Annotated in this window: 20 protein-coding genes; 17 read left to right on the top strand and 3 right to left on the bottom strand. The window is 59.1% G+C overall.

Going from position 1 to position 24,058, the window contains the following annotated elements; translation table 11 throughout:
- The first annotated feature begins 31 nt into the window (after positions 1-31).
- From bamD to MCM46_11090, 12 genes are all read left to right on the top strand, one after another.
- Positions 32-766, top strand: coding sequence for an outer membrane protein assembly factor BamD (gene bamD / locus MCM46_11145; protein ID MCG3112363.1), 735 nt, complete (start codon positions 32-34; stop codon positions 764-766).
- The gene (locus MCM46_11140) at positions 766-1,470 is read left to right on the top strand and encodes a bifunctional precorrin-2 dehydrogenase/sirohydrochlorin ferrochelatase (GenBank protein ID MCG3112362.1); all 705 of its coding nucleotides are present in this window, start codon (positions 766-768) and stop codon (positions 1,468-1,470) included. Before bamD ends, MCM46_11140 begins: the two co-directional genes overlap by 1 nt.
- Positions 1,467-2,420, top strand: a complete 954-nt coding sequence (locus MCM46_11135; protein ID MCG3112361.1) for a hypothetical protein — start codon at positions 1,467-1,469, stop codon at positions 2,418-2,420. Before MCM46_11140 ends, MCM46_11135 begins: the two co-directional genes overlap by 4 nt.
- Positions 2,417-2,944, top strand: a complete 528-nt coding sequence (rfaE2, locus tag MCM46_11130) for a D-glycero-beta-D-manno-heptose 1-phosphate adenylyltransferase (GenBank protein MCG3112360.1) — start codon at positions 2,417-2,419, stop codon at positions 2,942-2,944. The genes MCM46_11135 and rfaE2 overlap by 4 nt, the downstream gene beginning before the upstream one ends.
- 32 nt (positions 2,945-2,976) lie before the next feature.
- Entirely contained in the window at positions 2,977-6,378 is a 3,402-nt protein-coding gene (gene mfd / locus MCM46_11125) for a transcription-repair coupling factor (protein ID MCG3112359.1), read from the top strand.
- On the top strand, positions 6,375-7,319 hold the full coding sequence (locus tag MCM46_11120; GenBank protein ID MCG3112358.1) for a SurA N-terminal domain-containing protein: 945 nt from the start codon (positions 6,375-6,377) through the stop codon (positions 7,317-7,319). The genes mfd and MCM46_11120 overlap by 4 nt, the downstream gene beginning before the upstream one ends.
- Complete coding sequence (locus MCM46_11115; GenBank protein MCG3112357.1) at positions 7,291-8,283, top strand: peptidyl-prolyl cis-trans isomerase SurA; 993 nt, start codon at positions 7,291-7,293, stop codon at positions 8,281-8,283. Before MCM46_11120 ends, MCM46_11115 begins: the two co-directional genes overlap by 29 nt.
- A gap of 42 nt (positions 8,284-8,325) precedes the next feature.
- Complete coding sequence (locus MCM46_11110; GenBank protein MCG3112356.1) at positions 8,326-8,844, top strand: hemerythrin domain-containing protein; 519 nt, start codon at positions 8,326-8,328, stop codon at positions 8,842-8,844.
- 126 nt (positions 8,845-8,970) lie between these two features.
- Positions 8,971-10,089, top strand: a complete 1,119-nt coding sequence (locus MCM46_11105; protein ID MCG3112355.1) for a DUF4157 domain-containing protein — start codon at positions 8,971-8,973, stop codon at positions 10,087-10,089.
- 139 nt (positions 10,090-10,228) lie between these two features.
- On the top strand, positions 10,229-11,845 hold the full coding sequence (locus tag MCM46_11100; GenBank protein MCG3112354.1) for a site-specific DNA-methyltransferase: 1,617 nt from the start codon (positions 10,229-10,231) through the stop codon (positions 11,843-11,845).
- Between the two features lie 5 nt (positions 11,846-11,850).
- Positions 11,851-12,447 carry an ORF6N domain-containing protein gene (locus tag MCM46_11095; GenBank protein ID MCG3112353.1) on the top strand — a complete coding sequence of 199 codons (597 nt, stop codon included), beginning with the start codon at positions 11,851-11,853 and terminating at the stop codon, positions 12,445-12,447.
- Positions 12,444-15,128 carry a DEAD/DEAH box helicase family protein gene (locus tag MCM46_11090; protein MCG3112352.1) on the top strand — a complete coding sequence of 895 codons (2,685 nt, stop codon included), beginning with the start codon at positions 12,444-12,446 and terminating at the stop codon, positions 15,126-15,128. Before MCM46_11095 ends, MCM46_11090 begins: the two co-directional genes overlap by 4 nt.
- Positions 15,129-15,181: 53 nt before the next feature.
- Here MCM46_11090 and yihA read toward each other — a convergent pair whose 3' ends face one another.
- Complete coding sequence (yihA, locus tag MCM46_11085) at positions 15,182-15,769, bottom strand: ribosome biogenesis GTP-binding protein YihA/YsxC (protein MCG3112351.1); 588 nt, start codon at positions 15,767-15,769, stop codon at positions 15,182-15,184.
- A gap of 133 nt (positions 15,770-15,902) precedes the next feature.
- Here yihA and glgX point away from each other — a divergent pair, with 133 nt between their 5' ends.
- The gene (gene glgX, locus MCM46_11080) at positions 15,903-18,032 is read left to right on the top strand and encodes a glycogen debranching protein GlgX (protein ID MCG3112350.1); all 2,130 of its coding nucleotides are present in this window, start codon (positions 15,903-15,905) and stop codon (positions 18,030-18,032) included.
- A gap of 43 nt (positions 18,033-18,075) precedes the next feature.
- On the opposite strand, the gene MCM46_11075 is transcribed toward glgX, so the two are convergent.
- Together MCM46_11075 and treZ are read right to left on the bottom strand one after the other, a co-directional pair.
- Positions 18,076-20,118 (bottom strand): amylo-alpha-1,6-glucosidase, encoded by a 2,043-nt coding sequence (locus MCM46_11075; protein MCG3112349.1) that lies wholly within the window; start codon positions 20,116-20,118, stop codon positions 18,076-18,078.
- A 37-nt stretch (positions 20,119-20,155) separates the two neighbouring features.
- On the bottom strand, positions 20,156-22,027 hold the full coding sequence (gene treZ, locus MCM46_11070) for a malto-oligosyltrehalose trehalohydrolase (GenBank protein MCG3112348.1): 1,872 nt from the start codon (positions 22,025-22,027) through the stop codon (positions 20,156-20,158).
- A gap of 220 nt (positions 22,028-22,247) precedes the next feature.
- Here treZ and MCM46_11065 point away from each other — a divergent pair, with 220 nt between their 5' ends.
- The 4 genes from MCM46_11065 (at position 22,248) to MCM46_11050 (ending at position 24,012) form a co-directional block, all read left to right on the top strand.
- Entirely contained in the window at positions 22,248-22,652 is a 405-nt protein-coding gene (locus tag MCM46_11065; protein ID MCG3112347.1) for a hypothetical protein, read from the top strand.
- Positions 22,653-22,679: 27 nt separating this feature from the next.
- Complete coding sequence (locus tag MCM46_11060; GenBank protein ID MCG3112346.1) at positions 22,680-23,057, top strand: VOC family protein; 378 nt, start codon at positions 22,680-22,682, stop codon at positions 23,055-23,057.
- Between the two features lie 57 nt (positions 23,058-23,114).
- Positions 23,115-23,477, top strand: a complete 363-nt coding sequence (locus MCM46_11055) for a hypothetical protein (protein ID MCG3112345.1) — start codon at positions 23,115-23,117, stop codon at positions 23,475-23,477.
- Positions 23,478-23,652: 175 nt separating this feature from the next.
- Positions 23,653-24,012 carry a hypothetical protein gene (locus MCM46_11050; protein ID MCG3112344.1) on the top strand — a complete coding sequence of 120 codons (360 nt, stop codon included), beginning with the start codon at positions 23,653-23,655 and terminating at the stop codon, positions 24,010-24,012.
- Positions 24,013-24,058: the final 46 nt, after the last annotated feature.

Here is a 24,058-nt window from a genome sequence, read left to right as displayed (position 1 = left end):
CTTCATTATTTTGAAGTGTGGATACGGAACAATGCCATTTTTCAAGGGATTTGCATTTCACCGCGGGGGAATCTTTCTTCTCACGCTTTTCCTCGCCGGCTGTGCGGGATCGGGAGAGAAGTCGGAGCTCCTTTCACTCCTCGGCGTCGATGAGAAAATCGTCGACAACTCCGATCAGGGGGTTGAGAAAATTTACGATGGCCTCACCCTGCTCAAACGGGGCGAGGCAAATTACGTCAAGGAAGATTACACCGCCGCGTCGGAGGAATACCAGCGTTTCCTGGAGCTTCACCCCTTCCACCGGATGGCCGCCTTTGCGCAGTACCGGCTGGGAATGAGTTATTACAAGCAGATGAACACCAACGACCGTGATCCCGGCCCGATGGAAAAAGCGATCGTGGCATTCGAGAAGGTCGTCAAGGATTATCCTCAAAGCCTTTATACGGGCGAAGCGGAGGAGAAGCTAAAAAAGTTAACCCGTCGTCAAGCGGCGCACCATCTTTATGTCGGCCGTTTTTATTATAAGAACGGCGCCTACCCGGCCGCCATCGCACGTTTTCAAAAAGCCCTCTCCAAAGGGGAAAGCCGGTCACTGATTGAAGAGAGCCTCTATTATTTAGGACTCTCACATTATCATGCCGAACATTGGAACGAGGCGAGAGAAACCTTCGAGAAGCTGCTGCAAGAACATCCTGAAACTGAATTCTCCCCCAAGGCGGAGCAGGTCCTCTCTCATCTCACTCCTTCCACCACCGCCTCTCCCTAATGAATTATTATCCACTCTTTCTCAATTTAAAAGGGCGTCCGGTAGTGGTGATCGGAGGGGGCGCGGTTGCAGAAAGAAAGACCGCTTCCCTCTTAAGGACCGGCGCAGCGATTACCGTCATCAGTCCTTCTTTGACCCCCCGTCTGACCCGATGGGAAGCAGAAAAGCGGATCATCGTACATAACCGGCCTTATCGGCGGGGGGATCTGGGCGGTGCCGCGTTGGCGTTCGCTGCAACGGATCAGCCTTCAGTGAATGAAGCGATTGCCCGGGAAGGAAGACGGAAGCGAATTCCGTTCAACCTGGCCGACCGAAGCGATTCGGACGGTTTTATTGTGCCGGCCGTTTTCTCAAAAGGGGGAATGACGATTGCCGTCTCCAGCGGGGGAAAGAGCCCGGCATTGGCAAAACGCATTCGGGATTACGTGAAAGACAACCTTCGCTCCGAAGAGCAACGTTGGGTCGAGCTCCTCGCACAGATCAAGCAGATACTGATCAGCAAAAAGGTGTCGCCACCAAAAAGGAGAGCGATCATGAATCGCCTGGCTGAATCCGACGGATCGGCCCTCTACCGGAAAGGAGAGATTCACGCGGCGAATACTCTCATTCTGAAGCTCAGCGGCCTGCGACGTACCGATCTTTCGCTCCCTGCCGTGACCAATAGCCTGGAGAATGGGGCCACTAGAGGGAAAGGGATCCGATGAAGAAGAAACCCGAGCTCCCCTGGAGTCAGCTGAAGACCTACTCCGTCAAACAACGGCCGAGCAAGGTGAAGAAGGAGGAGTTCGCCAAACCGCTCGCCCCCAACCCGGGGATACAGGCCTTCTTGGACTCCCTTCCACAGATCCTCGCCGCCAAAGACCTTCGCGCGGTCATTGCAGCGATGGCCGAGGCCCATCGGCGCGAGAAAATGATCGTCCTGGCGATGGGGGCACATGTCATCAAGGTCGGCCTCAACCCGTTGATCATCGATCTGATGGAGCGCGGCATCGTCTCCGCGCTCGCCCTCAATGGCGCCGGGATTATTCACGATTTTGAGTTGGCCTTCATCGGACAGACGTCGGAAGATGTCGCACCGGAGTTGGAGGACGGCACCTTCGGGATGGCGGAGGAGACCGCTTCCTACCTCAACGGCGCGATTTCGAAAGGAGCGGCGGAGGGAATCGGAATCGGAGAGGCGGTCGGGAAGATGATCCTCTCCGGCGGTTTTCCCCACACCGAGAACAGCCTGCTGGCCGCAGCGGCGCGTCTCGGCATTCCGGCGACCGTCCATGTAGCGATCGGAACCGACATCATCCATATGCACCCCTCGGCCGATGGGGCGGCGATTGGGAAAGGCTCTTATCTCGATTTCAAAAGATACACGGAGGTCGTGGCCGACCTTGAGGAGGGAGCCTACTTCAACATCGGCTCGGCGGTCCTTCTTCCCGAAATCTTCTTGAAGGCGCTCTCGATCGCACGGAACCTCGGCCGGACCGTCCAGAACTTTACGGTGGTCAACATGGATTTCATTCAACACTATCGTCCCATCACCAATGTCGTCAAACGGCCGACCCAAAAACATGGGAAGGGATATGCTCTCACCGGCCACCACGAGATCATGCTCCCCCTCTTGATCGCCGGTCTCCTCACCGAACTCGAGAAGAAGGGATGACCATTGCCAAACATCGCAGGTCGAAAGAGATGAAATCGAACGGCAATAAGCGCCTCACCCTTTCCGCCCTTCAACGGAAGGTCCGCGCGCTCCAGAAACAAGGGAAGAGAATCGTCTTTACCAACGGCTGTTTTGATCTTCTCCACGTCGGCCATGTCCGATATCTCGCCGCCGCACGGGCCCTGGGAGATTGTCTTGTCGTCGCGGTCAATTCGGACGCTTCGGTTCGCCGACTGAAAGGGTCCGCTCGTCCGATCGTTCCCCACCGGGAACGGATGGAGGTCTTGGCGGCGCTGGGGTGCGTCGATTATGTAGTTCTGTTCAACGCAAACACCCCCCATCAGGTCATCGATACTTTAGTCCCCGACATCTTGGTCAAAGGGGGCGACTGGGCCTTGGAGGAGATCGTCGGAAGAGAGACCGTCGAACGCCACGGGGGAAGGGTCGTGCGGGTTAAAATCGTTCCCGGCGCCTCAACCACCGGGATGATCGAGCGAATTTTGAAGCAATCTCGCCGAGGATGATTTCAGCCCGAAGTATGTTATAGTACGGAAATATGATCTACCAACTACAATCCTCCCTCTTTTCGCCTCTGTTTGAGGCGATTACCGAGGGAGAGCGGAAAATAAAAACGAGCGGCCTTTGGGGATCTTCAGAGGCCTTTTTTTTGTCCCGCCTCGCCCGGGAAGGGCGACCCTTTTGCGTCGTCGCTCCGTCGTATGCTCAGGCGGATCGTTTCTACCGGGAGCTTCGGTATTTTCTGGAGCTCGACGCCACCGCCGAGCATCCCTCCCCGGAGCTTCTTTTTTTCCCCCCCTGGGATATTCTTCCGTATGAACCGTCGACGCCGAGGCCCGATTGGATCGCGCAGCGGCTGGCGACCCTTCACCGGCTGACCCAAAATCCGGGCGCCTCCCTCGTCACCTCGATCGAGGCCTTCCTTCAGAAGGTCGTTTCCAAACCGTTCCTTCAGGAGCGGACTTTTACCCTCCAGGTCGGCGAAAGCCTCTCGAAAGAAGCGCTCATCGAACGACTCTATCAGGGAGGATATGAGGTGGTCGGCAGTGTCACGCAGCCGGGCGAGCTGGCCTTTCGCGGTGGGATCGTCGATCTCTCCCCGCCGACGTCGCCGCGGCCGATCCGAATCGAGTTCTTCGGCGATCAGATCGAGTCGATCCGGACCTTCGACCCCGAAACACAGAAGTCAATCGGACCGGCCGACTCGGTGGAGGTCATTCTCGGCCGTGAGAATCTCTTCGATCCGAACTTTTACCGGATTTCACTGACGGAGTATCTCTCCCCTCACACGCTGCTGGTGATGGATGAGCCCGACGAGGTCATTCAGAAGGGAAAGCGCTTCGTGGAAGAGGTCGAAGAGGGATCGCTCTTCGCCGCCCGCCGGAATCCGAAATATCCGAAGGTGGATGAACTCTACCTCCCCCTCGCCTTTCTGGCCGATGCAGGATCGGGCCGAACGACCGTTGATCTGGAATCACTTTCACTTCGGCCGGAGCGGGGCGCCAAGCGGTTTGCCTTTGATATCCGCTCTCTCCCCTCGCTCGGCTTGGGCCGTCCCGGACAACCTTTCTCCGAGGTCGTCAGCACGCTCGACATCCTTCGCCGCGATCACCTCGTCCTGGTCACGGTTCGGAATGAGACGCAGCTTGCCCGCTTCAAACACCTCTTCTCAGACCACGATCTCCCCTGGACGATGTGGGACCCGGAGCAGGGACCCGCGGCCGCTTTCCCAACCCCGATTTATCTGACGATCGGCACGGTGACGGAAGGCTTCTCCATCCCTGAAACCAAGATCGCTTTCTTGACTGAAGAGGCGCTGACCGGTCGATCCGGTGCGGCGACGCAGACCCGCCGGCGCGCCACAACACGCGACGGCAAGGCAAAGGAAGCCCGGGCCGGCTTCCTCTCCTCGTTCGAAGATTTGAAACCGCTCGATTATGTCGTCCACCTCGACCACGGGATCGGCCGGTACATCGGCCTCAAGCGGCTCTCGATCCGTCAGCAAGAGCGCGCGCCGGCGTACGACTCCGATTTCCTCGTCCTCGAATATTCGGGGAAGGACAAGGTCTATGTCCCCCTCAACTCGCTTCACCTGGTGCAGCGCTACGTCGGCCTGGAGGGGCATCCGCCGCGGGTCGATTCTCTCGGCGGGACGCAATGGGCCAAGACAAAATCGAAAGTCCAGGGGGACGTCCAGCGGATGGCGGAAGACCTCCTCCAACTCTACGCCGAGCGAGAGGTGGTCCAGGGCCATCCCTTCGCCACCCCCCCTTCCCTCTCAGAAGAATTCGCGGCAGCCTTCGAATATGAGGAGACCCCCGATCAGCTCCGGGCGATCGAGGAGGTTCTGGCCGATATGGAGCGGCCGAAGCCGATGGACCGGCTCGTCTGCGGCGACGTCGGCTACGGCAAGACGGAGGTCGCGATGCGGGCGGCGTTCGAGGCGGTCATGGACAACAAACAGGTCGCCGTCGTGGTGCCGACCACCCTGCTCGCCCAGCAGCACTACCAGACGTTCTCGAAGCGCTTCGCCCCCTTCCCGGTCCGGGTCGAGGTCTTAAGCCGCTTCCGCTCCCGCAAGGAGCAGAAGGCGATCCTCGAAGATCTGAAAACCGGCGCGGTCGATATTCTCATCGGCACTCACCGGCTCCTTCAGAAAGACATTCAGTTCCGCGATCTCGGCCTGGTGGTGATCGACGAGGAGCACCGCTTCGGCGTCCGCCACAAAGAGAAGCTCAAACAGCTACGAAAACAGATCGACGTTCTGACACTGACCGCCACGCCGATTCCCCGCACGCTTCAGATGGCGCTGGCGCAGGTCCGCGATCTCTCTGTCATTGAAACCGCTCCCGCCGACCGGCTGGCGATCCGGACAATCCTCTCCCCGTTTGATCCGACGATCATCCGGGAGGCGATCTTCCGCGAGCTGGTCCGGGGAGGACAGGTCTTCTTTGTCCACAACCGGGTCCACAATATCGAGCAGATCGGGAAATTTCTCACCGAGCTGGTGCCGGAGGCGCGGATCGGCGTCGCCCACGGCCAGATGCGGGAGCATGTCCTTGAAGAGGTGATGCTCAAATTCCAGGCGAAGGAATATAATCTCCTCTTGACGACGACGATCATCGAATCGGGGATCGACATCCCGTCGGCGAATACGATGATCATCAACGACGCCGACCGGTTCGGCCTCGCCGAGCTCTACCAGCTTCGGGGCCGGGTCGGCCGCTCCGGCGAGCAGGCCTATGCTTACCTCTTGGTCCGGGAAGGACGCATCCTGACGGAGGAGGCCCGACAGCGACTTCAGGCGATCCAGGAGTTTACCGAATTGGGGTCGGGGTTCCGGATCGCGGCGCGCGATCTCGAGATCCGCGGGTCGGGAAATCTTCTCGGCCAGGAGCAGTCGGGACAGATCGCGGCGGTCGGGTTTGAGCTTTATCTCAAGATGATCGATGATGCGGTGCGCCAGCTGCGGGGAACGCCGGTGGCGAAGGAGATCGAGCCGTCGCTTCAGTTCCAGATCTCCGCTTTCATCCCCGATCCGTACATTCCCGACACCTATCAACGCCTCTCGATCTACAAGCGCCTCTCGGGCTGTGAAGAGACCCTGGAGATCGATGCGATCCGGGCCGAGCTGGAAGACCGCTACGGCCCCCTGCCGGAGCCGGTGGGCCGCCTGCTGCAGGTCCTTCAACTGAAGGTGATGGCGAGAAAACTTCGGATCTTGAAGATCGACGAAAAAGAGCGGGTCCTCTCGTTTGTCTTCGATGAGTCGGCGCAGGTGACGGAGAACGACCTCCTCCGGCTTCTGAACACCTTTAAAGACCGGATTCACTTTACCTCTCACTTCTCGTTTGAAATCCGGATCAAAAATCGCGGGTGGGAAGATCTTTTTCTCGACGTCGCCCATTGCCTCTCCACCCTGCAGAAAGGGAAGGAATGACCCCGCCGACCCGACCGGCCTTGACCTTTGTCCTCTGGTTTCTCCTTGCCGGCTGCTGGCAGCAGAAACCTTCCCCGATGACCGCCACGGTGGCGCTGGTCAACGATGAGCCGATTACCGTGCAGGAGCTGCAAACCGCACTCTCCGAAACCGAAGACAAAGGATCCCAAACGATCGAAGCGACCCCGGAGGAAAAAGAAGAGCTCGCCCGGCGGCTTCTGGAGCAGCTCATCGAGCGGAAGATGCTCCTTCAGGAGGCGCGGCGGCTTCAAATAAAATTAACCGAAGGAGAGATGCAGGATCGGCTGTCGGAGATTCGCGAGGGAATGGAGGAAGAGGCGTTCCTTCGTTATCTTTCCGAGCAAAAACTGACCAAGGAGGACTGGGAGGCCTCGGCGCGGGAGATGTTGCTGATCGAGAAATTGCTGAACCAATTGGTCGGCGATCAAATCTCCCTTCCGGAAGAGGAGCTTCTCCAGTATTACAACAGCAATCTGGAGGAATGGAGCGTGCCGGAACAGATCAAGCTGCGCCAGATTCTGGTGGAGACCGAGACGGAGGCCGAAGCGATACGCCAGTCGCTGGCCGAGGGGGCCGATTTTGTCGAAGCGGCACAGACGCATGCCCAGACGCTCGAATTCGGAAAAGACGGCGACTTGGGTTATCGCGCCACCATGGAATTGCCGGTGGAGTTCGAGCCTCTCTTCACGGCCGAGATCGGATCGGTCAGCGGGGCGATCAAAACCCCTTTCGGGTATCATCTCGTCAAGGTGGAAGACCGCCGGCCCGCCCGGACCCTTTCGTTCGACGAGGTCAAAGAGCGCATCTACCAGACCCTTTTGGAGGAGAAACGGGAGGTCCTCTTCTCCCGCTGGTTTGAAAACATTCGCCGTAAAACGGAGGTTAAAATCAATGAAGAGCTCCTTCACAAAGCGCTATAGTTGGATCGCGGCGGCGATCGTGCTCGCCTCGGCGAACCTCGCCTGGGGGGGGGCGATCATCGACCGGATCGTGGCGGTGGTGAACCGGGAGGTCATCACGCAGAGCGAGCTCGATGAGGCGGCCCAAGCGCTTAAAAAGGCCCGGTTGGCCGATCCCGCCGCGCTGAGCCCCACCGGGGAGCCGGGGAACCCTAATTCGAACTTGCAGCGCGACCTGCTAAATCAAATGATCGAGCAGAAGCTCTTTCAACAGGAGGCGAAAAAGAGCGGGATTCGCGTCAGCGACGCCGAGTTGGATCTTGCCTTGAAGGACATCGAAGAGCGGAACCGCTTCCCGAGCCGGGAAGCGCTCAAACAGGCGGTCACGCAAGAAAACGTGCCGTGGGAGAAATACGTCGACGACCTTCGAAACCAATTGACTGTTCTCAAACTGATGAATCGCGCGATCGATTCCAATCTCCTGATCACCGACACCGAAGTTCGCGCCTACTACGACGCGCATCCCGAAGCGTTCCAGCTTCCCGAGCAGATCCGCCTGAAACAGATCCTGATCCGCATTCCGGAAGGGGCTTCGACAGAGGTGATCGAGCGGAAGCGGCAGAGAGCGGAGCAAGTCCTGGCCGAAGCGCGGAAGGGGGAGGAGTTCATTCAGCTCGTCGAAAAATACAGCGACGGCTCCGAGCGGCGCGCCGGCGGCGATCTTGGCGCGTTTAAGAAGGGCGATTTGACCCCGGAAATCGATCGGGTCATCTTCAGCCTGAAGGACGGCGACGTCAGCCCCGTCATTCAAACCGGCCTCGGCTTTCACCTCTTCAAAGTGCAGGTCCCCTCGGATTTACAGAAACAGTCCTTTGAGAAGGTCAAAAAAGAGATCGAGGAAAAACTCCTCAACGAGAAGCGGACGGCCCTTCGGCAAAAGTGGGTCGATGAACTCTGGGGCCGGTCGTTTGTAGAGGTGAAGTAAGCGCCCCCTTTTCACATTCTCGCTGACACGGAGAGATGAAAAATGACGGGACCCCTTTACCGATTCTTCATCGATGACCACCGGCGGCTGGAAGACCTGCTGAATCGCGCGGCCGCCGACCCGGTCCAAGTGGAGCCCGCTTCGTACGAGGCATTCCGCCGAGGTCTTCTCAAACATATCGGCATGGAGGAAAAGATTCTCTTTCCGGCCGCGCAGCAAGCGCGCGGCGGCGCGCCGCTTCCGACGGCGGAAAAGCTTCGACTCGACCACGGCGCCCTCGCCACCCTCCTGGTCCCGCATCCCTCTCCTCAGATCATCGCCGCGATCCGGGCGATTTTAGCCGATCACAACGTCATCGAAGAATCACCGGGAGGCTTGTATGAGATCTGCGAGCAGCTCGCGGGGGAGCACCTTGATGATCTCCTGCAAAAAGTCCGAAGCGCGCCGGACGTCTCGGCGATGCCTCACAAGAGCGATCCTAACGTCTTCGAGGTTCTCCGCCGCGTTCTTACGAGAGCCGGATACAACTTCGACGATTACGCCGATCATCCGCGGAGATAAGAACGGATCGACGGGACCCGACCCTCGGGATTGATCTGCACCACGAAAATCGGTTATACAAGACGGAAAGGACCAAATTTCTTCGGAACGTCTATCCCGTTCCCCTTTCAGTGAGAATGGACGCCGATGGATAGATACACCTGCAAACAAAACCAAACGAATAAAACCGATCCGGCCGCGAAATCCCGAAAACCTTCCTCCGCCTCCCGTCATCCGATCAACCCGATTGTCAATTTACAACGGACCGCGGGAAACCGGGCCGTGCAACGGCTCTTCCGCGCTCACGCTCAGACGGCCCCCCTCCCCGCCGGCATCAGGGTAAGCACACCGGAGGATCGGTCGGAGCGGGACGCCGATCGCGTTGCAGAAGAAATCCTCCGGACACCGGCGTCGCCTTCCGGTCTGAAACAGGACCAAGCCCCCCGAACACAAACGGGCCTCGGGTCTCTCTCCGCCGGACACCCCCTTCCCGATTCTGTTCGGACCTTTTTTGAACCCCGATTCGGTCACAACTTCAGCGCGGTCCGCGTTCACACCGACGCCACTGCCGCTCAGTCTGCCGCGTCGCTAAATGCCCGCGCCTTCACGCTCGGTCGCGACATCGTCTTCGGTTCGCGGGAGTATGCTCCCGGAACGGAAGCGGGCCGCCGGCTGCTCGCCCATGAGCTAACACATGTCATACAGCAAAACACCGCCTCGGAGCCTGGCGTTGTCCAGCGGCAGCCGGTTTGCGAAACCAGCGTCCCGGAGACCACGATCGATGTCTACGTCGTCGAGCTCCCCGGCGCCACCCGCGACGCCTCCGCCGACATCGCCCGCGCCAACGCCATTTGGCATCAGTGCTCGATCAACATCAACATGGTCGGCGGCGAATCGTGGGCAACCGATGTCTTGGACCGGGACGCCCCGACCGGCATTCTGAACGCCCCCTCCGGCACCGTCCGCCCGCTGACCACAGAGGAGACCGAGATGACCGGCCACAAACCGGGGGGCGCCGGCGCGATCCATACCTATTACGTCCCCGGCTTCTCCGGACCGAAGGTCGCCCAAGCTTTTTGGCCGGCGCAGCATGGCGATCAGGTGGTCGTGATCGGCAACAACGCCCGGACCGATTCCTTCGCCCACGAAATCGGCCACGTCCTCCTCGACCATGGAAACCACGAACCGGACGCCGACAACCTGATGGCGAGCGGGGGCATTCGAAACGTCGGGGTCGATAAATTGGAATGTCGGCAGTGCCGGTAAACCCTTCGAAGTAATCTTTCGCCCGTCAAATCTCTATCCCGAAATAATCTATTGACTTACCAGAAACGAGGGGCTATACAAATCATGTCCCGCCTGATTCAAGCCCCACGAATCGATCCGGCGGGCATATAAGGAAGCCATGCCGACATTAAATTGGATCGGGAAAGAGGCGGTGGTGAATCACCACCGGCACGTTCCCTTTCATCTGCTCAAAGACGTTCCCGACCTCGCCTGCGGCAAGCCGGGCGACGGCAATCTCATCGTTCAAGGAGACAACCTCGTCGCGCTCAAGGCGCTTCTCCCCTACTATGCCGGACAGGTCAAGTGCATCTACATCGATCCTCCTTACAACACGGGGAACGAGGGCTGGGTCTATAACGACAATGTGAACAGCCCGGTCATCCGCGAATGGCTTGGGAGAACCGTCGGAAAAGAAGGTGAAACGCTCGACCGGCACGACCGTTGGCTCTGCATGATGTATCCGCGGCTTGCTCTGCTCCGGCAGTTCCTTTGTGAAGATGGAGCAATCTTCATCAGCATTGATGATAACGAGAGTCCAAACCTTATCCAGATTTGTGATGAGATTTTTGGGATTCAGAACCGCGTGCTTCAAGGCGTTTGGATAAAGCGCGTTTCTCCTGCGAATGATGCGAAATACTTCAGCAGTGACCATGAATTCATAGTCATTTACGCGAAACATAAAGACCTATGGCGACCACAAAAACTAACACGTACCGAGAAACAACTGGAAAACTACAGAAATCCCGATAACGATCCAAGAGGTCCCTGGAATTCTGTCACTTATACGTGCAACAAATCCGCCGATGAACGCCCTAACCTCTATCACGGTATAACGAATCCCAACACGGGAAAAGTTATTTGGCCCAAAAAGACCGCCGTTTGGAAATATGATGCGGCACGGCATAGAGAGAATGAATTGAGTGGCTTAGTTTGGTGGGGTGCGGGCGGTACAGCAAGAATGCCGCGGCTAAAGCGGTTCCTACATGAAATGGGCGATGTTGTGCCTAGATCGTTCTTCCATTATGATGACACTGGCCACACACAGGAAGCACGGTCAGAGCTGCTTGAAGTTCTGCCTGATTGTCCATTTACAACCCCAAAAACATCGCGCCTCATCCGTAGAATCATTGAACTGGCTACTAATCCAGGCGACCTTGTTCTAGATTCATTTGCTGGATCAGGAACAACTGGCCATGCTGTCCTGAGCCTTAATCATTTGGCACTAAATGAGGGCCCACGCCGCTTCATTCTCGTGGAGATGGAAAAGAAGATTGCAAGCGAAGTTACTGCCGAACGTGTACGTCGTGTGACAGAGGGATACACCAATGCAAAAGGCGAGCGCGTGGAGGGGCTTGGCGGCGGGTTCCGCTACTGCGAGTTAGGCGAGCCGTTGTTCGACGAGAACGGGAAAATTCGTGAGACGGTCGGCTTTGCCGACCTTGCGCGGCACGTCTACTTCAGCGAGACGGGCGAGCCGCTGCCGCGAGAGCGCGTCAACAAATCGCCCTTCCTCGGCGCGTGTCGAGGCGTCGGAATTTACCTGCTCTACAACGGCATCCTCGGCGACCAGAGCGCCAACGGCGGCAACGTCCTCACGCGCGCGGTCCTCGCGCAGCTTCCGCCGTTCGACGGGCAGAAAGTCATCTACTGCGCCGGCTGCCTGCTCGGCCGCGACCGGTTGCAGGCGGAGCGGATCATCATCCGCCAGACGCCTTACGAGATCAAAGTGAGTTGAACCTCATGCCCAGAAAAAAACAGAATCCAACGAACGACCTGCTGGAGCCGCTGATCTTAACGATCCGCGGACAGCGGGTGATTTTAGACGCCGACCTGGCGCGGCTCTATGACCTGCCGACGTATCGTTTTAACGAAGCTTTTAAACGTAATAGGAAACGATTCCCGGATGATTTTGCCTTCCAACTCACAAAGGCCGAGTATGCCAACTTGAGGTCGCAAATTGTGATCTCAAGTTCGGAACCTGCAGATTCACAAGGGGATATTCCGAACTCATCGCAAATTGCGATGAGTTCCAGCCTCCATCGTGGCGCGGCTTATCGCCCCTGGGCCTTCACCGAACATGGCGCGCTGATGGCGGCGAACATCCTTCGCAGCAAACGGGCGGTCGAGATGAGCATCTTTGTGGTGCGCGCTTTCGTGCGGCTGCGGGAGCAAATTGCGGCCAACGCCGCCATTCTCAAGCGGCTGGCGGAAATCGACAAGACCCTTCTGGAGCATGACCATGCCCTCGGCACGATCTGGCACAAGCTCCAACCGCTCTTGCAGCCGCCGCCCGACCCGCCGAAGCGGCGCCTCGGCTTTCGTAAGGATGACCCATGATCGCCTTGAAAGAGTATCAAGAGCGCGTCCTCGACTCCCTTCGGGATTTCTTCCGGCAATGCGCGAAGGAAGGACGGCCCGAAGCGGCGTTCCAGGCGGTGCAGGCTCGTAACGGCCGGCCGCCGGCGCCTTACATTCCGGTCCAGGCGTCCGGTCTTCTGCCGGGAATGCCTTACGTCTGCCTGCGGGTGCCGACGGGCGGGGGGAAAACATTGCTGGCCTGTTATGCGACAGGGCTCGCGATGCGCGAGTTGATGCACGCCGACCGAGCCGTCATCCTCTGGCTGGTGCCGAGCAACACGATTCTCGATCAAACCGCCGACGCGTTGCGCGACCCGCGCCACCCCTACCGCCGCGCGCTGGAGTTGGCCTGCGGCCCGGTGGAAGTCGTCAAGATTCAGGAAGCGCTGCACCTCTCGCGCGCGACCATAGAGGGACAGACGGTCGTCATCGTCGCGACGATTCAATCCTTCCGTGTCGAAGACACCACGGGGCGGAAGGTCTACGACCAGAACGGCGCGTTCTCGGAGCATCTGCTGAATCTGCCCGCCGACAGGCTGGCCGACCTGTTTCCCGGCGCGGACGGAAAACCGAAACCGTCGCTGGTGAACATGCTGCGGCTGCGCCGGCCGATCATCATCGTAGACGAGGCGCACAATGCGCGCACCCCGCTTTCTTTCTCCACGCTCGGCAACGTGCTTCCATCGTGCATCGTCGAGTTTACCGCAACCCCCGCTCGGGAGGGACCCAGCCCGTCGAACGTGCTGCACCACGTCTCGGCGGCGGAGTTGAAGGCGGGTAAGATGGTGAAACTTCCTCTGCGGGTCATCACTCGACATCCGAGCCAGCGCGATCAACTCCTGGCGGAGGCGATCACCCTTCGCAATGATCTGGAGAGATTGGCAGTGGCCGAAGCGCAAATGACGGGCGAGTACCTACGGCCGATTCTCCTCATTCAAGCGGAACGTGTAGATATGTGCGAGCCGCTGCGGGATCGATTGGTGAGCGAGTTCGGCGTTGAAAAAGATCGGGTGAAGATCTCCGTCGGTACGCTCGACGAACTTCCGGCGGCCGATGAGATCAAATCGCCGAAGTGCCCGGTGCGCGTCATCATCACGGTGCAAAAACTCCGCGAGGGATGGGATTGCCCGTTTGCTTACGTTCTGTGCAGCCTCAAAGAAACACGCTCGGCCAGAGCGATTGAGCAGATCGTCGGGCGCATTCTTCGCCTTCCGGAGGCGCAGGAAAAGCGCCACCCCGACCTCAACTGCGCTTATGCCTTCTCTGTGTCCGATTCGATTGTGGAGGTGCTTGCCGAGTTGCGCGATGCGTTGGAGAGCAACGGCTTCACCGCGGCCGAGGCGGAGCGGATCATCATCCCCGTTGCCCAAGGCACCCTGCCGCTTGGGGCCTATCCAAAGACGGTACAGGTCTCGCCGGCGGAGATCGACGCAGCCGTGGCGCAGGCGCAGGTGGAAGCGTTGGATGGGAAGGCGAGGGTCGATGCCGTAAAAGGCGAAGTTACGGTGCTGGTGCCGCTCGATCAGGACGAGGAGGAAAAGCTCGCCAGTTGCATGAAGACGCCCGAAGCCAAGAACAAAGTCCGTGAGATCGTGACGCTGGTGCGCGAGGCGGAGAAGGCGTTCGGCGGAAGCGGGGAAACACGCGCGCCGTCGCCCTATGAACGGCAGATCGACTTCATCGTGCCGCTCCTTTGCGTCAGCGAGAACGGGAGGCTGTTCGAGTTCGAGAGCACGTTTCTGCTGGAGCATTCGTGGAAGCTCAGTGAGAAGGATGCCTCGCTCCCTGTCGGCTATCACCCCCTGCATCGCCCGGCCGGGGAAGGCGGGGTTGTCGATGTCGGCCAAAAAGGGGAGGTGCAGACGAGCATCGCATCAGAAAGCGAAACCGATTTCGTATCGACGCTCCACCAACAGGTGTTTGCGCTCGGAGACGCCGGCGACTGGACGATCGAAGGGCTGGTTGGATGGCTCGACAGCCACATCGATCACAAAGACATTCCGATGGGCGAATCGGCGGAATTTTTGAGGAAGGCCCTCCGCGGCCTCATGGCTAAGTTTGGCGTGGACGACGTGAGCGCGCTTGCGCTCGATCGCTTTCGCCTGCGCGACGAAATCGAAGCCCGCATTCAGCACTATCGGGAAGCCGAGAAGAAGAGCGCGTTTCAGTTGTTCTTGCTGCCCGAATCTCCATTGACTGTCGGCGACAATCGCGCGCTCAATTTCAAGACAATGATCTATGAACCGAGTTGGCTCTACGAAGGGGGCTTTCAATTCAAGAAGCACTATTTCGGGCTGAAACCTGGTGAACTGAGCGAAAAGACAACGGCCGGCGAGTCGACGGAGGAGTTCCGATGCGCGCAGTTCATAGAACAACTTCCGGAAATAAAATTCTGGGTGCGAAACCTTCCTCGAAAAGCCGCATCGTTTCGCCTGCTGACCTCAAAGGACTGGTTTTATCCGGACTTTCTCTGCCAATTGATCGACGGCCGCGTCCTCGCGGTAGAATACAAAGGGAAACATCTCTACGATACGGCCGATTCCGAAGAAAAACGTGCCGTCGGAGCGGTGTGGGCGGCGCGGAGCGGCGGACGCTGTTTGTTCGTCATGCCGACGGAGGGTGACTTTTCAGAGATTAAGAAAGTGGTCAGGCCGCGGTGACCACCCACTTGATGGGTCTGAGGATGTCGTGATTTAGGAAAGTCCTCCCAAAATCAATGTTCTCCCTGTCCTAACACCACCCGCTCCACCTCTTTCCAAAGAAGATCCTTCCCTTCTTTACTTTCCGCCGAGGTCACGATGACGTCGGAAATCCCGAATGAAGCCTTCACCGCCTCGATCTGCTCCTTTCTCTGATTCCGCCCGATCTTGTCGGCCTTCGTCGCCGCATAAAGGGTCGGCACCTGAAAGTGGTCGAGCCACTTCTTCATCTCCTGATCGAGGAAGACGGTCGGGTGGCGGAGGTCGATCAAGAGGACGATCCCCTTCAGCTGCTTCCGCTTCGTCAGATAGGTCTCGATCATCGGCCCCCACTGCATCCGCACCGACAACGGCGCCTTGGCGTAGCCGTAGCCGGGAAGATCGACGAGAAAAAAATTCCGGTTGATCTTGAAAAAATGAATCAGCTGCGTCTTCCCCGGCGTGGAGGAGACATAGGCGATCTTCCGCCCCAACAGAGAATTGATCAAGGACGACTTCCCGACATTCGATCGCCCGACGAAAGCGATCTCCGGAAGCGGCTCCTTGGGACAATCCTCGATCGCGACACACCCTTTGATATATTCCACCGAAGTCAATTTCATGAATCCGATGCTGCATGAAACGGCATCAAAAAGCAAGCACGTTTCTCTCCCTCTCTTCCTCCCCCCTTTGCATCGGCTCGAACGAAGCCGTTATAATCATAATCAGATATTGATCAGCGTGAGGATTCCAGCCATGAAAATCAAACTCTGCCCGGGCCACCCCTACCCCCTGGGGGCCACCTGGGACGGCGAAGGGACCAACTTCGCCCTTTTCTCCGAAAACGCCACCGCCGTCGAGCTCATCCTGTATGACGAAGTCTACGCGAAGAAAGCCGCCGCCGTGATCCGCCTGCGCGAGCAGACCGATCAGGTCTGGCACGGCTATCTCCCCGGCATCGGCCCGGGACAGCTTTACGGATACCGCGTCTATGGACCCTACCAGCCGGAACAGGGACACCGATTCAATCCGGCCAAGCTCCTGATCGATCCTTACGCCAAGGCGATTTCCGGGAACATTCAATGGAGCGATCTCCTCTTCCCCTATCCGTTGGGGAACCCCGACCAAGATCTGAAAAAAGACGATCGGAACGACGGGGCTTCCGTCCCGAAAAGTGTCGTGATCGACACCACTTTTGATTGGGGCGACGACCGCCTGCTTCGGACCCCGTGGCATAAAACGATTATCTACGAAGTCCACGTCAAAGGGTTCACGGCGCAGCATCCGGAAATCGACGAGCGGATTCGGGGAACCTATGCCGGGCTCGCCTCGGAACCGGCGATCCGTTATCTCAAAGAGCTCGGGATCACGGCGGTGGAGCTGTTGCCGGTCCATCATCATGTCGATGATATGTATCTGATCGAAAAAGGGCTCTCGAATTACTGGGGATACAACAGCATCGGCTTCTTCGCCCCCGACGTCCGCTACGCCGCCTCGAACGAGCGCGGGAGCCAGGTCGGAGAATTCAAGCGGATGGTAAAAGCCCTTCATGCCGCCGGAATCGAAGTGATCCTCGATGTCGTCTACAATCACACCGCGGAGGGAAACCATCTCGGCCCGACCCTCTCCTTCCGCGGCATCGACAACCTCGCCTACTATAAAACCGTTCCCGACCAGCCGCGCTACTACATGGACTACACCGGGACCGGAAACAGCATGAACATGAATCACCCCCGGACGTTGCAGCTGATCATGGACTCGCTCCGCTACTTCGTCAACGAGATGCATGTCGACGGCTTCCGTTTCGATCTCGCCTCTACGCTCGCGCGGGAGCTGCACGACGTCGATCGGCTCGCCGCCTTCTTCGACATCATCCATCAAGACCCGGTCCTCTCCCAGGTCAAGCTGATCGCCGAGCCGTGGGACGTCGGCGAGGGGGGCTACCAGGTCGGCAACTTCCCGGTCCTCTGGACCGAGTGGAACGGGAAGTACCGCGACGCCGTCCGGCGCTACTGGCGGGGCGACGACAGCCTCATCACCGAAATGGGATGGCGGCTCGCCGGATCGGGCGATCTCTATCAACACAACGGGCGGCGGCCGTATGCCAGCATCAATTTCATCACCGCGCACGACGGCTTCACGTTAAACGACCTGGTCAGCTACAACGAGAAACACAACATCGCCAACGGAGAGGAGAACCGGGACGGGATCAACGAAAACGACAGTTGGAATTGCGGGGCGGAGGGGCCGACCGACGATCCGGGGGTTGTTGCGCTGCGGGAGCAGCAGAAGCGGAACTTTCTGGCGACCCTCTTCCTCTCCCAGGGGGTCCCGATGCTCCTCGGGGGGGACGAGGTGAGCCGGACCCAACAGGGGAACAACAACACCTACTGCCAGGACAACCCCCTCTCCTGGCACCATTGGGAGTGGAGCGGCCGCCAGCGCGACCTCCTGGTATTCACGAAGAAGCTGATCCGCCTTCGCCATGAGCACCCGATCTTCCGGCGGAGGAAATATTTCTCCGGGCGGAAGATCCACGGCGCCGGCGTCAAAGACATCTCCTGGTACCGGCCCGACGGAGAAGAAATGACCGAAACCGAATGGAATACCTTTTTCGTAAAGGTCTTGGGACTTCGTCTGATCGGGGAAGAGCTGGATGAAACCGACCGGCATGGCGATCCGATCCGCGACGACGCCTTTCTCATTTTGATGAACGCCCATCACGAGCCGATTGAATTTACTCTTCCGAAAGAGCCGGCCCCCCAGCTCTGGGAGATCTGCATCGACACCGCCGCCCCCGATCGGGAGCCGGAGCGTTTTAAAAGCGGCGAATCTTTTTCCCTTCCGGGACGGGCGTTGGTGTTGTTCAAACGGGCGGACTTATAGGGCGATTCGGATGACACTGTAGAGACGTCCCGGCGGGACGGCTCTATGACTCTTTCGGCGGCGGAAGGCCGGTCGGCGTCTTGCTCTCCATCATGGCGCGGAGCACCTCGGCCACACTCCAGGCCTGGGCGATGCAGCCGCGGCCGGTGTGGGGGGGCTCGGCGTCGAAGATCTCGCTGATTGTGCCGACCCCGTTGTCGTAGAGGTGAGCCTCGAACGCCTTCAGCAGCGCCTCCGCCCGCGGCCCTTCTCCATACACCTTCCGCCAGGCGTCAAAGAAGGGGCCGATCAGCCAGGCCCAGACCGTTCCCTGGTGATAGGCGGCGTCCCGCGCACGGAGATCGCCGAAGTAGCGGGGCTGGTAATCTTTGTGGGCCGGATCGAGGGTCCGCAGGCCGACCGGGGTGAGGAGCCGCTCGGTGACGATATCGATCACCGGCTGCCATCGTCCTTGTTCTAGAACCGGGAAACGGAGCGAGATCGCAAAGATCTGGTTCGGACGAAGGCTAAAATCATCCCCGTTTTCCCCGTCGATGACATCATAGAGGTACCGGCCCGGCTCATACCAAAACCGGGCGTTGAACGATTGATAGACCCGATCGGCCAAATCGTTATACTCCTGCGGCGGCTCCCCCATCTCGCTCGCCCAAAGGGCCATCAGCCGCAGTGCATTGTACCAGAGCGCCTCGATTTCGACCGGCTTGCCGCGCCGCGGCGTGACGACCCAATCGCCGACTTTGGCATCCATCCAGGTGAGCTGGAGTCCCGGCGCCCCCTCCCGGACCAACCCGTCGCTCGGATCGACCCCGATCCCGAAGCGGGTCCCCTTAAGATGGTGCGTGATGACCGACTGGAGATCTGGGAAGAGGGCGCGCAATGTTTCCTGATCCCCGGTCACCCGCAGGTAACGGTCGATGGCGTGAAAGTACCAGAAGGTGGCATCGACGGTATGATAGAGGGCGGTCCGCGCCCCTTCCGGAAAGAGATTCGGCAGCAGGCCGTCTTTCAGATAATGCGAGAAGGTCCGGAGGATCGCCCCCGCCTCCCGGTAACGCCCGGTGCAGAGGGTCAGCCCCTCCAGGCTGATCATCGTATCCCGCCCCCAATCGGTAAACCAGTGATACCCCGCGATGACGGTCCGCACCTGATCTCCCGAGGCGCGCGCCAAGGCATGCTCTTCCAGCCGGCTTCCCGGAAGGACGATGAATTGATCGGCTGCAAGAGCGAGCTGCGCCGTCAGCCCGCTGCGCGCCGCCGAGGGCGCCAGCGCCAGGAGCTTCTCGTGACGGCGCCGTTCCGCTTCGAAGACGGCGGCGGGCGGAAGATCGAGCAGCTCCCACGGCTCGGTGCTGGCGACCAGCGCCACCGGCTCTCCCGGAAAGAGCTCCACGGTAAAATAACCGGGGCTATGAAGCTCCGCCTGATGATCGTGCCCCCGGTCCCGTTCCACCCGATAGAGGAGCGGCCCGCTGTTTTTCTCTTCGAAAGTGAACGCCCGCCCGCTCGGCCGAAGACAGAGCTTCAAGCTCGGCGCCTCTTCCACCAAATTAAATTCGCAGCAGCCCTGAAAGACCCGCACTGGGATCGGCCACTTCAGATCGTCCCGCAGCGGGCCGTCATGGCCGCGAAAGGTGACATACGGGCGGAGGTTCATCCGGACTGGCTTCGTTCCTTCCAGACGGTAGACGACATAGACGGTGTTTTGGCTGTACGGCATGATGATTCGTTTTTCGAGAAAGCCGTCGCCGAGATCGAACCGCCAGGTCGGAACCATCCACTCCAGCCGGAACGCTTTGAGATAGCGATGGCTCTCTCCTTCCAGCGTTTCATCGGCCCGCTCCGCCCCCCCGAACAAGAGGGTCCGGTCGGAAAAGACGATCTCCTCATCGAGCCGGGGAAGGAGGACGGTCCTCCCCCGCCGCGGGAGGTTCGGCGTGAAATGGGCGTGGTAACGGCGGGCCGGTATGCCGAGGAGGGTGCCTGAAGCATACCCGCCGAGCCCGTTAGTCACCAGCCATTCGCGCGTCCGGAGAAACTCCGGATCTTGCGCTCGGTTCCAGGGGAAGGTCAGAATCGGTTCGTTCATGGATCGCCCTCTGAAGCGAATTGCGCTGGAAGCTCGGTTAGGCGGGAACCGCCGAGAGAAAAACCGCCGATCCGCCGGGGAGTTGCCAGCCGTCCGGGCCGCAGGGGTGAACCGCCCCCGGGCCGCCGTAGCGCGGATCGTCGCTCGACCAGACCAGCCGCCACGCGCCCCCCTTCACCGGCGCCAGGAGCGGCTCCGGGGCCGGCCGCAGATCGAGGTCCGGCCCGAGATTAACGACCAATAAACGGTCGTCCCCCTCCTTTCCGAAAAACCGCAGGGCGAAGGCCCGCGGTCCCAGGACCGCGCCGTCGATCCCCTCCCGCGACTGCAAAGCAAGAATCGGATCTTCCCGGCGGAATGTGAGAAGGTCCTGATGGAGCCGGTAGATCCCGGCATGTTTCTCCCGCTCGGAGAAGTCGAGCTTCGATTGCAGAAAGGTGGAATCGCACCGCGGGTCGGGAATCTCCCGCTGCGCCTCCGGCGTCGCGTAACTTGGAAATTGCGCGAGAAATGCCTTTCGTCCTTTGTGAACCTCCGGCGCGAGCGCATGGTTGTGATCGGCGAAGAAGAGAAACGGACTCGACGCGCCGAACTCCTGCCCCATGAAAAGCAACGGCGTCTCGGGGGCGAGGAGAAGAAGGGCGGTCATCGCCCGGACCCGCGCCGGATTCGTCAACACGTGGAGCCGCTCCCCACGGAGATGATTCGCCACCTGATCGTGATTCTGAATGTAGTGGACAAAGGCGGCGGCCGGCTCCGCCGTCACCTGCGACCCCCTCGGCTTCTTCTGCCAAAGGTAGTGTTGTCCCTGATAGAGGAAACCCCGCTTCACGGCGGAGATGAATTCCTGCGCCTCTCCGCGATAGTCGGTGAAATAACCGTCCCGACGGCCGGTCAGGGCGACCAGCGCCGAATGGTGAAAATCGTCGTTCCAGAGGGCGTCGAGGCCGTGCCCCCCTTTTTCCACCGGCGCCAGCGCGATCACCTGCTGCGACTCGTTCTCCCCGATCAATACGATCTCCCGCGGCCGGGCGGCCTCGCGGGCGCGGCGCGACAGCTCCGCCAGGAGATGAACCGGGCCGGCGTCGAAGATCTGCTGCGTTGCATCGAGCCGCAGGCCGTCGAGATGGAATTCGGCGACCCAGTAGCAGGCGTTCCGGATGAAAAATTCCCGGACCTCTTTTGAGCCGGGCCCGTCGAAGTTGATCGGCTCGCCCCATTCGTTTTTGTAGCGGTCGGTAAAATAGTCGTCGCTGAAGGCTTTGAAATAATTCCCGTCGGGCCCCACATGGTTGTAGACGACGTCGAGAATCACCGCGATCCCGTGTTGATGGGCGGCATCGACGAAGCGCTTCAGCCCTTCCGGATCGCCGTATACATGAGACGGCGCGTAGAGAGCGACCCCATCGTACCCCCAATTCCAGCGGCCGGGGAACTCGGCCACCGGCATCAGCTCAATCATCGTAATTCCGATCCGCCGGAGTTCTTCGATTTCCCGCGCCGCCGCATCAAAGGTCCCCTCCGGGGTAAAGGCGCCGATATGCAGCTCATAGATCACCTGGCCGGGAAGGCGCGCGCCGGGCCACGCCGTATTCCCCCACCGATATTCTCCCGGATCGACGACCATCGACGGCCCGTGCGGCCCCTCCGGCTGAAAACGGGAACAAGGGTCGGGACAGCGCGTCCCATCCTCAAACCGGTAACGGTAACGCGCGCCGGCGCCAATGCCTGGAACGGTCCCCGAAAAATAGCCCCCTTCTTCCGCCTCCAACGGAAATGTCTTTCCATCGCTCCCCTCGATGACCACCTCCATGCGTCGGTGTTTGGGAGCCCATACGCGAAACGAAACCCCGGCCTCCTGAACCTCCGCCCCCAACCCCAATCTCCAGCCGATTCTGTTTTGCATCATCAATGCTCCACGAAATGAATGCACCCCCCTCTTTAAAATTATAGAGGTTTGAATCGAAGCGTTTCAAGGAAGGGGAACGGCGGCCTTTTAAGTTTGACTTGACATTCCTCTTTCTCACCTTGCCTTTTTCGCGAAATTTCGCTATCTTATCGACGGCTTTTCATCCGATTGCGGTCTGGATCAATCGATCGCCTCACTCAACCACCGACGGGAGTCCAAAATGGATATCACACGGGCAACCTATTTTTTGATTGCAACGGAAGATCGTCCCGGCCAGCTCGCACGCTTTTCAAAAGCGATGTCGGAGCATGAGATCAATCTGGCGGGGGTCTGGAGCTTCGGGACCGGCCGCGGCAATGCCGAGATCATCGCCATCCCGCGCGACCCGCACGCCTTCAAAAAGGTGGCGAGAGAGGCCGGCTGGAGCATCCGCGAGGGGAGCTGTTTTCACCTGACGGGGGAAGACCGGGCCGGGGCGCTCGCCGACACCCTCGACCGGATCGCCCAGGAGGGGATCAATCTTCACGCCGTCGACGCAATGGGGTTCGAAGAGCGCTACTCGGCGTATGTCTGGTGCGATGAGCAAGATGTGGAGAAACTTCGAAAAGTCCTCAAGGGATGGTAACCTTCTTAAGATAAGGGAACGATAAAAATGCCAAAAATTATTTCCGACTCCTGGGTCATGGCGGGTGTCCGCGACATGAAGAAATCGGTCGCCTTCTACACAAAACTCGGTCTGAAACCGTCGATCAATCGCCCCTACTATGTCGAATTGACCCTGCCGGGAGGGACGGTCCTCGGCCTCCATTCGATCGAAGATGAGAAGGGAAAGAAGCCGAAAGCGGCCAAGCGAATGGCCGACGGCGGCTGGGGGATCATGCTCCGGGTCAAAGACATCAAGAAGGTGGTGGCCGACCTCAAACGAAAACGGGTCCCCTGCAGTAAGATCGAGACGGCCCCCGGCGGCGCCGATTTCGCCTTGCTACATGATCCGGACGGCAATCGTCTGGTGCTTCTTGAAATGGCGTGATCTTGATCGAGGCACCTCCTTTTTTATACAATTAATCTATAAACAAGGAGGTGCAACATGACTTCGAAGAAACTTTACATTACGCTACTCTCCGGGATGTTGGCGTTTTTCTCTTTCTTCCCGATCCTCGGGATTTCCTCAACCGGTATCGTTCAAGCAGCCAATACCGTAGAGGAACAAACGCTGGAAGCGGTCAATGGTAAGATCGTTGCCGTCGATCCGCAGAAAAAGATCATCCGGATCGAGCCGGGAATTCTCGGTGCGGAGAAAGATCTGATGGTCACCGATCAGACCAAAATCGTTATCAAAGGACAATCGGGGAACCTCCAGGGGCTTCGGGAGGGAGATGAAGTCACGGTCAGATATGCCGAGAATGAGCGTGAAGAGCGGGTTGCAGAGTATATCGAGGTGACCGGCTAGAAGCGGGCTTTCAAAATGGCCGGGGCGTGAACGCCCCGGCCATTTTTTTGAATCCGCGACTCCAAGCGCCATCTCTCTTTCACCCCAACGACTGTTCTGGTCGAATCGACGGCGCTTGATTACCCCCCTTGGTTTCGCTACAATCACACTAAACAGCCTCACCTGAGGAAAGACGATGGCCCTCCGTTTGTTCTACATTGCGGTGATGCTCGCGATGATGACGATCCTCCCCTTTTTCCCGGCGACCGGGTTCCCGGTCGAAGAGACAGAGCCGTCGGTGGCGAAGTTGCCAAGGCGGAAAGAGCTAAAGGAAGAACGGGGGAAGATCGTCAAGATCGATCCCGCAACCAAGCGAATCCGCATTGTCCCTGGAATCTTCAGCCGGTCCATCGAGATCAAGATCACCGCGCGAACCGAGATTATGATCCAGGGCCGGCCGGCGACCTTCAGCGAATTGCGGCCAGGAGACAAGGTTCGGGTAAGATCCCTCGCGGATCATGAAAGTCAAACCGCCGAATCGATCGACGTCATATAACGGTATTTGATCTTTTGCAGGGGCGCCATTGATGGCGCCCTCCGGG

Origin of the sequence: Candidatus Manganitrophus morganii (genome assembly GCA_021651055.1) — a bacterium.
GTDB classification, from domain to species: Bacteria; Nitrospirota; Nitrospiria; order SBBL01; family Manganitrophaceae; genus Manganitrophus; species Manganitrophus morganii.
The sequence above is the reverse complement of the archived record's forward strand: the minus strand, read 5'-3'. Positions and strand labels throughout refer to the sequence as shown.